At 59.6% G+C, this 12640-nt stretch carries 11 protein-coding genes; 2 read left to right on the forward strand and 9 right to left on the reverse strand.

The window, feature by feature from the left end; all coding sequences use genetic code 11:
- Positions 1-14: 14 nt before the first annotated feature.
- The 4 genes from ACM6I7_RS10585 to ACM6I7_RS10600 all read right to left on the reverse strand — a co-directional run bounded on the left by ACM6I7_RS10585 (position 15) and on the right by ACM6I7_RS10600 (position 5943).
- Positions 15-3308: an SNF2-related protein gene (locus tag ACM6I7_RS10585; RefSeq protein ID WP_414888523.1), complete on the reverse strand. Its 3294-nt coding sequence runs from the start codon at positions 3306-3308 to the stop codon at positions 15-17.
- A gap of 9 nt (positions 3309-3317) precedes the next feature.
- Positions 3318-4055: an S-methyl-5'-thioinosine phosphorylase gene (locus ACM6I7_RS10590; protein ID WP_414888524.1), complete on the reverse strand. Its 738-nt coding sequence runs from the start codon at positions 4053-4055 to the stop codon at positions 3318-3320.
- Between the two features lie 11 nt (positions 4056-4066).
- Positions 4067-5077, reverse strand: coding sequence for a beta-N-acetylhexosaminidase (gene nagZ, locus ACM6I7_RS10595; RefSeq protein WP_414888525.1), 1011 nt, complete (start codon positions 5075-5077; stop codon positions 4067-4069).
- Positions 5078-5235: 158 nt separating this feature from the next.
- Positions 5236-5943: a TetR/AcrR family transcriptional regulator gene (locus ACM6I7_RS10600; protein WP_007961819.1), complete on the reverse strand. Its 708-nt coding sequence runs from the start codon at positions 5941-5943 to the stop codon at positions 5236-5238.
- Positions 5944-6172: 229 nt separating this feature from the next.
- Here ACM6I7_RS10600 and lexA point away from each other — a divergent pair, with 229 nt between their 5' ends.
- Together lexA and sulA are read left to right on the forward strand one after the other, a co-directional pair.
- Positions 6173-6781 carry a transcriptional repressor LexA gene (lexA, locus tag ACM6I7_RS10605; RefSeq protein ID WP_003226590.1) on the forward strand — a complete coding sequence of 203 codons (609 nt, stop codon included), beginning with the start codon at positions 6173-6175 and terminating at the stop codon, positions 6779-6781.
- Positions 6782-6791: 10 nt separating this feature from the next.
- Positions 6792-7265, forward strand: a complete 474-nt coding sequence (sulA, locus tag ACM6I7_RS10610) for an SOS-induced cell division inhibitor SulA (protein WP_097088550.1) — start codon at positions 6792-6794, stop codon at positions 7263-7265.
- Positions 7266-7359: 94 nt separating this feature from the next.
- Here sulA and ACM6I7_RS10615 read toward each other — a convergent pair whose 3' ends face one another.
- From ACM6I7_RS10615 to fadA, 5 genes are all read right to left on the reverse strand, one after another.
- Positions 7360-7593: a hypothetical protein gene (locus ACM6I7_RS10615; protein ID WP_003226592.1), complete on the reverse strand. Its 234-nt coding sequence runs from the start codon at positions 7591-7593 to the stop codon at positions 7360-7362.
- A gap of 106 nt (positions 7594-7699) precedes the next feature.
- Positions 7700-8224, reverse strand: coding sequence for a DUF6586 family protein (locus tag ACM6I7_RS10620; protein ID WP_097088548.1), 525 nt, complete (start codon positions 8222-8224; stop codon positions 7700-7702).
- A 144-nt stretch (positions 8225-8368) separates the two neighbouring features.
- Positions 8369-10999, reverse strand: a complete 2631-nt coding sequence (gene topA, locus ACM6I7_RS10625) for a type I DNA topoisomerase (protein ID WP_414888526.1) — start codon at positions 10997-10999, stop codon at positions 8369-8371.
- Between the two features lie 114 nt (positions 11000-11113).
- On the reverse strand, positions 11114-11350 hold the full coding sequence (locus tag ACM6I7_RS10630; RefSeq protein WP_414888527.1) for a DUF1653 domain-containing protein: 237 nt from the start codon (positions 11348-11350) through the stop codon (positions 11114-11116).
- 100 nt (positions 11351-11450) lie between these two features.
- Positions 11451-12626, reverse strand: a complete 1176-nt coding sequence (fadA, locus tag ACM6I7_RS10635) for an acetyl-CoA C-acyltransferase FadA (protein ID WP_047600135.1) — start codon at positions 12624-12626, stop codon at positions 11451-11453.
- Between the last annotated feature and the right edge of the window lie 14 nt (positions 12627-12640).

A 12640-nucleotide genomic window follows, 5' to 3' on the forward strand; every position in this document is an offset into this window, starting at 1 on the left:
GTTCAAACTGAAGCTTACTGCCTGGAAGCGGGCAACGGCGCAAACAGCGCTTCGATATCACTCTGTTCCAGTTTGAATCCACCCGTCGTACCACCTTCAAGCACCGCCCCGGCCAGCGCAGCCTTCTCCTGCTGCAGCGCCTGGATTTTTTCCTCCACGGTACCTTTGGCAATCAACTTGTAAACAAACACCGGATTGTTCTGCCCGATACGATAAGCGCGATCAGTTGCCTGATTCTCCACTGCCGGGTTCCACCACGGGTCGAAGTGGATCACCGTGTCCGCAGCCGTCAGGTTCAGACCGGTACCGCCAGCCTTGAGGCTGATGAGGAACAACGGCACCTTGCCGCCCTGGAAATTCTTGACTGGCGTGCGCCGGTCGGTGGTGTCGCCAGTCAGCAACGAATAACCGATAGCGCGCTGCTGCAACTCCTGCTCGATCAGCGCCAGCATCGAGGTGAACTGGGAGAACAGCAGGATGCGCCGACCTTCGCCGAGCAACTCTTCGAGCATCTCCATCAGGCTGATCAGCTTGCCGCTGCCCGAGCGCAATGCCTTCGCCGTGAGAGGCATGTTGATCAAGCGCAGATCGCAGCAGACCTGACGCAGCTTGAGCAAGGCATCAAGAATGATGATTTGACTGCGCGCCACACCACTGCGGGCAATTTCATCGCGCACTTTTTTGTCCATCGCCACGCGCACCGTTTCATAGACGTCGCGCTGGCCGTCGCTGAGTTCAACCCAATGGATGATTTCGGTTTTCGGCGGCAGCTCAGTGGCGACCTGATCTTTCTTGCGACGCAGCAGAAACGGCTTGATGCGCGCCGTCAGGTGCTGCATGCGCTGGACATTGCCATGCTTCTCGATCGGTGTGCGGTAATCGCGGTTGAAGGATTTGCTGTCGCCCAGCCAGCCAGGCATGAGGAAATGAAACTGCGACCACAGCTCGCCGAGATGGTTTTCCAGTGGCGTGCCGCTCAGACACAAGCGCTGACGGGCCTGCAAGTCACGTGCGGCCTGCGCCGCTTTGCTCAGCGGGTTCTTGATGTTCTGCGCTTCGTCGAGAATCAGCACGCTCCACGACTGCGGCCGCAACGTTTCAAGATCCCTGGGCAGCAAGGCGTAAGTGGTCAGCACCAAGTCGTATTCGGCGAGATTGGCGAAGTCTTTTTGCCGCCCGGCCCCATGCAGCGCCAGGACCTTCAACTGAGGCGTGAAGCGCTGGGCCTCGTCGAGCCAGTTGGGAATCAGGCTGGTCGGCATCACCGCCAGTGCCGGGCAATCGAGGCGACCAGCGTGCTTTTCCGTGAGCAGATGCGCCAGGGTCTGCAGGGTTTTGCCCAAGCCCATGTCATCGCCAAGAATGCCGCCGACCTCCAGCTCCCGCAGAGTCTGCATCCAGCCAAGGCCTTCGAGCTGATATGGGCGCAGTTGCGCATTAAGGCCGGCCGGCGCAGCAATATGGGTGTGACTGGAATTGTGCAGCCGCTTGGCAAAAGTGCGCAGGCGTTCGCCGCCCTGCCATTCCAGTGGCATGCCATCGAGCATACTCAGGCGCGCGGCGTCTGGAACAGTCAAGCGCAGCGCATCGCCCTGATGTCCGCCCAGGTACAGCTCGCCCAGCGTCGCCATCAGCGGTTTGACCCGACTCAGCGGCAACGCCACCTTGGCGCCTGCCGGGTCGCCAAAACCGCTGGGCTTGAGTTCGATCAGGAGTTTTTCGTCGTCGCTGCGTTGCGCCAGATTCACCGGGTCGAGCAAACGTGGCTGGGTGCGCAACAGATGCAGAAGGATCGGCAACAAGCTGTAGCGCTCGCCATTGACGACGATGCCCAGTTGCAGATCAAACCATTGATGCCCGGCCTCTTCTTCGACCTCCGCGTACCAGTGTTCGACCGGCTGCACATCGAAATGGAAGCCGGGACTGATTTCGATTTCCCAGTCCGCGGCGCGCAGTGTGGCAAGCCCTTCATGCATGAATCCGAGCCAGGCGGAATCATCCGGCAAGGTGAACATCTCGCCGAGACGATCCATAGCGCTCTTGCGCGTGGCTTTTTTGAAGCCGTGCTTTTGCAGGCTCTGGCGCAGCTTCTTTTCCATCGCAGGCTGGCGTCGAATGCGCTGGGTTTCAGTGCCATTGAGGATCATCACTTCCGGATTACGATCCACCGCCGGATGACCGTTGTAGGTAAACACCAGAGCGGCGCGGTGCTCCAGAACGTATTCCCAGCGCGAACGCTCCCGGCCGCTGACCAAGGTCAATTGCGGTTGCGGAAGCACGTCATCGATGATTCGTTCGGTGAGCTTGTGCGGCGGCGGGATTTTGGTCATCGCGCTCATGCGATGGCTGAACTGCATCGCCTGACGCGCCGGGATGTCTGGGGCGAGGGTCAAATGGCAGGCCAGTTTTTCTTCCAACTCACTGAACAGAGGGCCAACCTGTCGCTGCTCACGATCGATGTAATAAAGCGGCTCCAGCGCCAGCACGGTTTCCTGCGCAGCCTCGGCACTGCTCCACTGGGCGCGGAACCCACCGTCGGCCTGCTCGGCCCAAGAGAACAGACCCATGCGTTTCGCGCCCGGCGTCAGTGGCTGCAAGTTTTCGAAGTCGAGGAACAGGCGGGAGGTGCGCAGGAGCATTTCCAGCAGTTCCGCGCCACTGCTGCCTTCCAGCGGATAGCCGCTGTAATAGGCGTGATGGGAATGCATGGCGACCAACAGCCTGGCAACGCGCAGATCCAGGTCGGACAGATAACCGGGCTGACGCATGAGCATGTCCGACAGCGAATACATCGGTTTTACTTCGCGTAACTCGCCGCTCTTGAGCTGATAGACCTTGAAAATATCCAGCAGCCACTTGCCGTTCGCAGACGTGGGTTTGAGTTTGTAAAACAGGCGCGTGCCCGCGGTTTGCGCCCCTTCGTCGACGGGCCTGGCCGGGACGGGGACTGTCGAAAGCCAATGCTCCAGCGCCCGACCCAAGGGGATCTGTGCGTCACTTTCGGACGTATCGTCGTCAATGCCCTGCAGGTGATAGAGCACCGCCGCGCAGTGCTTGCAATCAATCGCGACGGGGCAGGTGCATAAGCAACGCAAATTAACCGATCCCAGGCGATCATCGGACAGGTAGATGCTTTGTTCATACGCCTGAGTTTCCGAACCGACGCAGAACGCCTCGATTTTCCTGTCATCGATCTCGATGATCTCTACCCGATCATCGGCAGCATAAGCGCGGGCCTTGGCCAACGCCTTGCTACTGAATGCGTGAGTCCATGCCAGCCCTTTAAGCCGCTCGATGAAACTGCTCATGGACAGTCCTTAGCTGGCCAACACCCGCGCCAACGTCGATTTCACCTTGCCCATCCCGTCATGCAGCGCCTGCTCGATCTCGGCCATGGTGATCACCGCCGTGGTCTTGCCCGCCGCCGGATTCACCACCAGCGACAGGCAGGCGTAATCCAGATCCAGCTCACGAGCCAATGCCGCTTCCGGCATGCCGGTCATGCCGACGATGTCGCAGCCATCGAGCTCCAGACGCACGATCTCGGCCACAGTTTCCAGACGCGGGCCCTGGGTGCAGGCATACACGCCCTGATCGCTGTATTCGCAACCTTCGGCAGCCAGCGCGACGATCAATTGCTGACGCAGCGGCTCACTGTAAGGGAAGCTGAAATCGATATGGGTGACGTGCTCCAGATCATCGGCGAAAAACGTGTGTTCGCGACCGCTGGTGTAATCGACGATCTGGTGCGGCACACAGAAATGCCCGGTACCCATGGCCGGATGGATCCCGCCCACCGCGTTGACCGCGATGATCGCCTCGGCGCCGGCCTGCTTCAGCGCCCACAGGTTGGCGCGGTAGTTGACCTTGTGCGGCGGGAAACGATGGGGATGGCCGTGACGGGCGAGGAACAGCACTTCCTTGCCGGCATATTCGCCGATCTGCACTTCAGCCGACGGCGAACCGTAAGGCGTATCCACCGCCAACGACTGACGAATGCTCAGGCCTTCGAGCTGGGTCAGGCCGGTGCCACCGATGATTGCGTAAACCGTCATAGCAAAAATCCTTAATCGATCAGTTGAGCGTCTTTGAGCGCGCCGATGGCGGTGAGCCAGCGCGGATCCTGACGGTAGTCGGTGCTGGCGAACGCCTGCCCGCGCATCCGCGCAATGCGTGCGGACGGCTTGACCTTCATCCGTTGCGCAGCACTCAGGGCCAGTTCGGCCGCAGCGCGGTCATTGCACACCAGGCCCATGTCGCAACCGGCAGTCAACGCGGCTTCGATCCGGCTGGCAGCGTCGCCGACCACGTGGGCGCCGGCCATCGAAAGGTCGTCGCTGAAGATCACGCCGTCAAACTGCAACTCGCCGCGCAGGATGTCCTGCAACCAGCGACGGGAGAACCCGGCCGGCTGCGAATCGACTTGCGGATAGATGACGTGCGCCGGCATGACCGCAGCGAGTTGCTTGCTGAGTCTGGCGAACGGTACGAGGTCGTTGGCGCGGATCTCGTCGAGACTGCGCTCGTCATTCGGGATCGCGACGTGGGAGTCGGCTTCGGCCCAACCGTGACCGGGGAAATGCTTGCCGGTAGCGGCCATGCCCGCGCTGTTCATGCCGCGGATGAAGGCGCCGGCGAGCAACGCTGCGCGCTCGGGATCCCCTTCGAACGAACGAGTGCCGACCACGGCGCTGCGCTGGTAATCCAGATCCAGCACCGGGGCGAAACTCAGGTCGAGGCCGACCGCCAACACTTCGGTGGCCATGACCCAGCCGCATTGTTCGGCGAGGTATTCGGCGTTCGGGTTGTCGGCGATGGCACGCATCGCGGGCAGGCGCACGAAGTCCTGACGCAGACGCTGCACCCGGCCGCCCTCCTGGTCGACCGCCAGCAGCAGATCCGGGCGAATGGCGCGGATCGCAGCACTCAGCTCGCGCACTTGGCGCGGGTGCTCGATGTTGCGCGCGAAAATGATCAGGCCGCCCACTTCGGGCTGGCGCAACAATTGGCGATCTTCGGCCGTCAGCCAGGTACCGGCGACGTCCACCATCAACGAGCCTTGCAGGCCAGCAGTCATAGAGATTCCTTGAAAACGAAAAACCCGATCCGCCAGAAATCGCTACCGTGAGCAGTGCTCGGCAGGCCAATAATTTCTATGGAGATCGGGTTCAGAACGAAAGTCGGCATGGGCGGCTAGCTTAGCGGATACAAGCAGCCGCGCCCACCCGTGTGCGGTTAAACCTTGGCGGCCACCGGAGTCGATTTGCTGCGCGGGCGAAGCTGCGCAGTCGCCATCGCCGGGTCGGTGACACCGGTTTCGGCACGCATGCCGGCGGCAAGGAACGGCACCATCAGACGCATCACCTGTTCGATCGAGGTGTTGACGCCGAAATCGGTCTCGGCAATCGCGCGCAAGGCCTTGATCCCGGACATGCTGAACGCCGCAGCGCCGAGCATGAAGTGCACGCGCCAGAACAGCTCGATTGGCGGGATGCGCGGAGCCGCTTCGTTGACCAACAGCATGTAGCGGCGGAACACCTTACCGTACATGTCTTCCAGATAACGACGCAGGTGACCCTGGCTCTGGCTGAACGCCAAACCGAGCAAACGCATGAAGATCGACAGGTCGTTACCGCTGCGTGGCTGCACCACGAGCGCTTGCTCGACGAGGATTTCCAGCAACTCTTCAAGGGTCGGCTTGTTTTCAGGCTTGGCCTGGCGACGCTCCAGCTCTTTATCGAGGCTGATGCAGAACGGCCCGAGGAAGCGCGAGAAAACCGCCTGGATCAGCGCTTTCTTGGAGCCGAAATGATAATTCACCGCCGCCAGGTTTACCCCGGCCTTGCTGGTGATCAAACGCAATGAGGTTTCAGCGAAACCTTTCTCCGCGAACAACTGCTCGGCAGCATCAAGAATGCGTTCAACGGTTTCCGACTGGGCCATGGCTACTCCGCCTGACAAACACTTGTTTGAAACATACGTTTCAGCCTGTGCCTTGTCAAGCCTGCCAGTTCGTTTTGGGAATGGTCGGTCAGCTATTTAACCACACTCGACCGGCGCATTAATAAGCACGGCAACCGACCGTCCGGCGGGCTGCAAAAAAACGGGCATTGCCAAGACCGCTTCACTGTATATAATCCCAGTCACTGTATAAAAAGACAGAGCGATCAATATGCTAAAGCTGACGCCACGCCAAGCCGAGATTCTGGCCTTTATCAAACGCTGCCTCGAAGACAACGGCTACCCGCCAACCCGCGCGGAAATCGCTCAGGAACTGGGTTTCAAGTCACCCAACGCGGCGGAAGAACACCTCAAGGCCCTCGCCCGCAAAGGTGCAATCGAAATGACCCCGGGCGCCTCCCGCGGTATTCGCATCCCCGGTTTCGAAGCCAAGGCTGACGACTCTACCCTGCCGATCATTGGCCGGGTCGCTGCCGGCGCACCGATCCTCGCCCAGCAGCACATCGAAGAGTCCTGCAACATCAATCCTGCGTTCTTTCACCCACGGGCCGATTACCTGTTGCGCGTACACGGCATGAGCATGAAGGACATCGGCATTTTCGACGGTGACCTGCTGGCGGTTCACACCACCCGCGAAGCACGCAATGGCCAGGTGGTGGTTGCACGGATCGGCGATGAAGTGACGGTCAAGCGCTTCAAGCGCGAAGGCAGCAAAGTCTGGTTGATTGCCGAAAACCCTGAGTTCGCCCCTATCGAAGTCGACCTGAAAGATCAGGAACTGGTGATCGAAGGCTTGAGTGTCGGCGTAATCCGCCGCTAAAGGAGGCTTTATGCAGTTCCCACACACACCCCAGCAAACACAACTGCCTCTATTCGAAGCGTTTCTGGCACAACCGATGGCACCGATCCTGAAAGATGTGGTCGAGCGCCCATGGATTGCCGAACCGGAAGTATTCAGTGAGCTGTCACTGCGCGGTGCGACCGGGAACTGCCTGAACCTGCTGGCCCCGATCCTTCGCGAACTGAGCGAGGATCAGGATGCACGCTGGCTGACGCTGATCGCCCCTCCAGCCAGCCTGACCCAGATCTGGCTGCGAGAGGCCGGCCTGAACCGTGAACGCATTCTGCTACTGCAACCTCGTGGTGCGCAAAGCGCTCAGCAACTGGCCTGCGAAGCACTGCGCCTGGGTCGTAGCCATACGGTGGTAACCTGGCTCAATCCGCTGAACACAAGTTCACGGCAACAACTGATCAGCGCAGCCCGCACGGGCGACGCTCAGAGCCTGAACATTCGATTGGGTTGATTCACTTGTAACGCGCGCTGTGTGAAGCGCAGGGCTTCTCCAGGGACAGAGAAGCCGATCTGATGTTGCAGCGGCAAGCGCCGACAGGCGGATCTCAGTGAAGAACCCGCGGCCCTTCTTCCTTATCAAATTCGCCTTCGACCATACGGCCGGCCATCTGTACGCCGACGCTCAACATCGCTTTCGCGATTTCCACATGCTGGCCTTGCAGGAATGCTTTGGCATCCTCGGAGAAATCCAGCGTCACCAGAGAACCCTCGTCCTCAGCCCTGCGCAGTTCGATTCGGCCGTCTGGTAACTCGACAATTTCTAGAAAGGACGTTGGCATATAGGTCTGTTCTCCACGAAAGGCAGGGATTATATAGACATCATTCGGGCTTCGCTCGGGATCTTGACCAGCAGCATGTTTCAGATTGCCACCGTGTCAATTGTCCTCAGCATTCGTTCAAGCCTTCGCGAAAGCGGATTGCCAGGCCCTTGAGATTCTGCCGCCAGCTCTCCAGCTCTTCCCGACTCAACTCCTGCGGCGCCTCTTCTTCATCGAGATTAATGGCCTGAATCAATGGCTGTGTCACATCGCCCTTGGGCTTGTGTGGCACCCGTGGCGGCTGGAACAACGCCGAGTGCGCCGCCAGCAATTTCGCCAGCCAGGTTTCAGGGTTACCAGCCAGCTCAACCATCTCGGCCAGTTCCGGGATCGCAATCGATTCCAGGACTTCGCGAGTCAGCAACGCTTCTGCTCGCGATGCATTGGCCTGAGGCAGACGATAAAAACCGGCGATCTCGTGACACAGTCCCAGAAGCGCGCCATAGAGGTGAAACAATGCTGATTCGCGGCCAGCCTGAATCAGCGCCAACGAATTCATCGCCCGCCCCTCTTCGGCGCGAGCCAGAGCCTCCAGCGACAGGCCGGCGAAATAGATCTTCTGATTGGTGCGGGTATAGAGTTCGTGCGCCATGCCGGCAGTCTCCACAGCGAAATAATTGCGTCACACAGACCCGACAGTGTCGTGGATCAGCGGATCCGACCGCAAGCACAAAACAAAAAGGCCGCATGAAAACCCGAGAGTCATCATGCGGCCTTTTGTGGATCAGGCTAACGCTTACTCAGCCTTGGCTTTCGTGCGCTTGTCTTCAACAGTCCACTTGCCACCGTCGTAGAACGCTTTCCAGCCGGTAGGCTTGCCGTCGACCTCGGTCTGCACATATTGCTCCTTGGTCTTGCGGCTGTAACGGATTACTGCCGGCAGACCATCAGGATCCTTCTGCGGTGCTTCGCAGAGGAAGTGGTACTTCGGATCGATCTCATCCTTGTGCGGCAGAATCTCGATCACCAGCGGAGCACGAGTCTCGCGGTTTTTCGGGAACTGGCTGGCCGCCAGGAACAGACCGGAAGCACCGTCGCGCAGAATGTAGGTGTCGTTGACCTTCTCGCATTTCAGCTCAGGCATCTTCACCGGATCCATCTTCGGCGGCGCCGCGTCACCGCTCTTGAGCAGTTTGCGGGTGTTCTTGCAGGTCGGGTTGGTGCAACCGAAGAACTTACCGAAACGGCCAGTCTTGAGCTGCATCTCGCTGCCGCACTTGTCGCACTCCAGGCTCGGACCTTCATAGCCCTTGATGCGGTAGTTGCCCTCTTCGATTTCATAGCCAGCACAATCCGGGTTGTTACCGCAGATGTGCAGTTTGCGCTTCTCGTCGAGCAGGTAGGCATCCATCGCGGTGCTGCAGATCGGGCAGCGATGCTTGCCGCGCAGCACCAGCGACTCCGACTCGCCCTCGTCGTCCGCAGCGATCTCGTCGCCCGGCACCAGGTTGACGGTGGCCTTGCAGCGCTCTTTTGGCGGCAGGCTGTAGCCCGAGCAACCGAGGAACACGCCGGTCGATGCCGTACGGATCTGCATCGGACGACCGCACGTGGTGCACGGAATGTCAGTCATGACCGGCTGGTTGGCACGCATGCCGCTTTCCGGGTTCTCGGCCACTTCGAGCTTCTTCTTGAAGTCGCCGTAGAACTCGTCCAGCACGTTTTTCCAGTCGCGCTCGCCCTGAGCCACATCATCGAGGTTCTCTTCCATGCCGGCGGTGAAGCCGTAGTCCATGAGGTTCGAGAAGCTCTCCGACAGACGCTCGGTGACGATATCGCCCATCTTTTCCGAGTAGAAACGACGGTTGTGCAGGGTCACGTAGCCGCGATCCTGAATGGTCGAAATGATCGCTGCGTAAGTCGAAGGACGACCGATGCCGCGTTTTTCCATTTCCTTGACCAGGCTGGCTTCCGAGTAACGGGCCGGCGGCTTGGTGAAATGCTGCGACGGATCGAGCTTGATCAGCTTCATCGCATCGCCCTGCGCCATGTCCGGCAGAACATCGTCATCGCCAGGCTTGGTGATTTGCGGCAGAACGCGGGTGTAACCGTCGAACTTGAGGATGCGGCCTTTGGCACGCAGCTCGAAGTCGCCAGCGGCAACGCTGACGGTGGTCGACAGATATTGCGCCGGCAGCATCTGGCAAGCGAGGAACTGGCGCCAGATCAACTCGTAGAGGCGCTCAGCATCACGCTCCATGCCTGCAAGCTTGCTTGGCGTGGTGTTGGCATCGGAAGGACGAATCGCTTCGTGAGCCTCTTGTGCGCCTTCCTTGCTGCTGTAGACGTTCGGCGTTTCCGGCAGGTACTTCTTGCCGAACTCGTCCTCGATATAGGTACGCGCCATCGCCACGGCATCGACCGAGAGGTTGGTCGAGTCGGTACGCATATAAGTGATGTAGCCGGCTTCGTACAGACGCTGGGCCATCATCATGGTTTTCTTCACGCCGAAGCCCAGGCGGTTGCTCGCGGCCTGCTGCAGGGTGGACGTGATGAACGGCGCCGACGGCTTGCTGCTGGTCGGTTTGTCTTCGCGCTTGACGATGCTGTAGCTGGAGGACTTGAGCTTCTCCAGCGCGGCTGTGGCCTGAGCTTCGTTCAGCGGTTTGAAGGCTTCACCCTTCTCGCGCGCCACTTCGAAACGTACGGTCGAACCCTTGGCGGTGCCGAGGTCGGCGTGCACTTCCCAGTACTCTTCCGGGTTGAACGCACGAATCTCGCGCTCACGCTCCACCACCAGCTTCACGGCAACCGATTGCACGCGACCGGCCGACAGGCCACGGGCGATCTTGGCCCACAGCAGCGGCGAGACCATGTAACCCACAACGCGGTCGAGGAAACGACGCGCCTGCTGGGCATTTACACGATCAATGTCCAGCTCGCCCGGCTCGGAGAAGGCTTCCTGAATCGCCTTCTTGGTGATTTCGTTGAACACCACGCGCTTGTAGCGGCTGTCGTCACCACCGATGGCTTCGCGCAGGTGCCACGCAATGGCTTCCCCCTCGCGATCCAAGTCGGTTGCGAGATAGATGGTGTCAGCATCCTTGGCGAGCCGGCGCAGCTCTTCGATGACCTTCTCTTTACCCGGGAGGATCTCGTACTGGGCTTTCCAGCCATGATCGGGATCGACCCCCATGCGCGAGACCAGTTGCTTGCGCGCTTTCTCTTTCGGCGTGAGCACCGGCCCCTCGCCCGCGGCAGCCTTGCCGCGCTTGGCGGCTGGCTCTTTGCTGGCGCTAGCCGAACCGCTGGTGGGCAGGTCTCGGATATGGCCGATACTCGACTTCACCACGTATTGGTTGCCCAGATACTTGTTGATGGTCTTGGCCTTAGCCGGGGATTCCACAATGACCAGCGATTTGCCCATGGATCAGAAAATTCCTGAATTCTAGAAGTGAAAGGCGGTTGGCGCCTGACGCGGCACCGCTATATATAGTGGCTACAAGGTGAGGTCAAGCACAGGGTTCTGTGCGCACTCGCCTTATGCCTTGGAAAAAAGGCTCGGTTCGGCGTGCACCAAAGCAAAGCGTGGCACCAGCTCGCCGTCAACCTCGACCGACTCGACGAACATGCTCAAAGGGCGCACCCAAAAGCCGTAATCGCCATACAGGGCTTGGTAAAACACCACTTCCTCTTCGGTCTCGGAATGCCGCGCCACACTGAATACGCGGTACTGCGGACCTTTGTAATGTTGGTAGAGCCCAGGTTGTATCGGCATGTTTTGGCCCTCACTCAAATTTTTTCAAAATAAATACAAAAATAAATCCGCAAAAAACAAAAACCGGGGCACTTGGCCCCGGCTTCCATCGACGAGACGCTTAAACGCGTTCGAAGACGGTGGAGATGCCTTGGCCGAGACCAATGCACATGGTGGCCACCCCGAAGGTGCCGCCATTCTGCTTCATCACGTTCAGCAAGGTGCCGGAAATACGCGCACCGGAGCAACCGAACGGGTGACCCAGGGCGATCGCGCCGCCGTGCAGGTTAACCTTCTCGTTCATCTTGTCGAGCACTTTCAGATCTTTCAGCACTGGCAGGGCCTGTGCAGCGAAAGCTTCGTTGAGCTCGAAGAAGTCGATATCGTTGATGCCAAGGCCCGCACGCTTCAGGGCTTTTTGTGTCGCCGGCACTGGACCATAGCCCATGATCGCCGGATCCACACCCGCCACTGCCATCGAACGGATCACCGCCATCGGCTGGATCCCCAGATCCTGTGCACGCTGCGCCGACATCACGATCATGCACGAAGCACCATCGGTGATCTGCGACGAAGTACCGGCTGTCACGGTGCCGCCTTTTGGATTGAAGGCAGGTTTGAGGGCCGCCAGACTTTCCAGGGTGGTTTCCGGACGAATGGTTTCGTCGTAGTCGAACAGCTTCAGGAAGCCGTTTTCGTCGTAGCCCTGCATCGGGATGATTTCGTCTTTGAACTTGCCTTCCACCGTCGCTTTATGGGCGAGCTGGTGGGAGCGCACGCCAAAGGCATCCTGCTGCTCACGAGTGATGCCGTGCATCTTGCCGAGCATTTCAGCGGTGAGGCCCATCATGCCCGAGGCTTTCGCCGCGTACAGCGACATGTGCGGGTTCGGATCGACACCGTGCATCATGCTCACGTGGCCCATATGCTCGACGCCGCCAACCACGAATACGTCACCGTTGCCGGTCATGATCGCTTGCGCTGCAGTGTGCAGGGCGCTCATCGACGAGCCGCACAGACGGCTGACGGTCTGGCCGGCCGAGGTGTGCGGAATCTGGGTCATCAGCGACGCCATGCGCGCGATGTTCCAGCCCTGCTCCAGGGTCTGGTTCACACAGCCCCAGATCACGTCCTCGACTTCAGCAGGATCGACCTTGGCGTTGCGTTCCAGCAGTTTGCTGATCAGGTGCGCCGACATGTCTTCGGCGCGGGTGTTGCGGTGCATGCCGCCCTTGGAGCGGCCCATCGGAGTACGACCGAAGTCGACAATCACGACGTCTCTAGGATTCAAGCTCATAAGTTCACTCTCAC

The sequence above is a fragment of the Pseudomonas sp. IT-93MI4 genome (assembly GCF_949767635.1).
Lineage (GTDB): Bacteria > Pseudomonadota > Gammaproteobacteria > Pseudomonadales > Pseudomonadaceae > Aquipseudomonas > Aquipseudomonas putida_A.

Excerpts from the sequence above, each read along its gene's own strand:
- ACM6I7_RS10585 (WP_414888523.1), bottom strand. The coding sequence starts at position 3,308 with ATGAGCAGTTTCATCGAGCGGCTTAAAGGGCTGGCATGGACTCACGCA.
- ACM6I7_RS10590 (WP_414888524.1), bottom strand. The coding sequence starts at position 4,055 with ATGACGGTTTACGCAATCATCGGTGGCACCGGCCTGACCCAGCTCGAA.
- nagZ (WP_414888525.1), bottom strand. The coding sequence starts at position 5,077 with ATGACTGCTGGCCTGCAAGGCTCGTTGATGGTGGACGTCGCCGGTACC.
- ACM6I7_RS10600 (WP_007961819.1), bottom strand. The coding sequence starts at position 5,943 with ATGGCCCAGTCGGAAACCGTTGAACGCATTCTTGATGCTGCCGAGCAG.
- lexA (WP_003226590.1), top strand. The coding sequence starts at position 6,173 with ATGCTAAAGCTGACGCCACGCCAAGCCGAGATTCTGGCCTTTATCAAA.
- sulA (WP_097088550.1), top strand. The coding sequence starts at position 6,792 with ATGCAGTTCCCACACACACCCCAGCAAACACAACTGCCTCTATTCGAA.
- ACM6I7_RS10615 (WP_003226592.1), bottom strand. The coding sequence starts at position 7,593 with ATGCCAACGTCCTTTCTAGAAATTGTCGAGTTACCAGACGGCCGAATC.
- ACM6I7_RS10620 (WP_097088548.1), bottom strand. The coding sequence starts at position 8,224 with ATGGCGCACGAACTCTATACCCGCACCAATCAGAAGATCTATTTCGCC.
- topA (WP_414888526.1), bottom strand. The coding sequence starts at position 10,999 with ATGGGCAAATCGCTGGTCATTGTGGAATCCCCGGCTAAGGCCAAGACC.
- ACM6I7_RS10630 (WP_414888527.1), bottom strand. The coding sequence starts at position 11,350 with ATGCCGATACAACCTGGGCTCTACCAACATTACAAAGGTCCGCAGTAC.
- fadA (WP_047600135.1), bottom strand. The coding sequence starts at position 12,626 with ATGAGCTTGAATCCTAGAGACGTCGTGATTGTCGACTTCGGTCGTACT.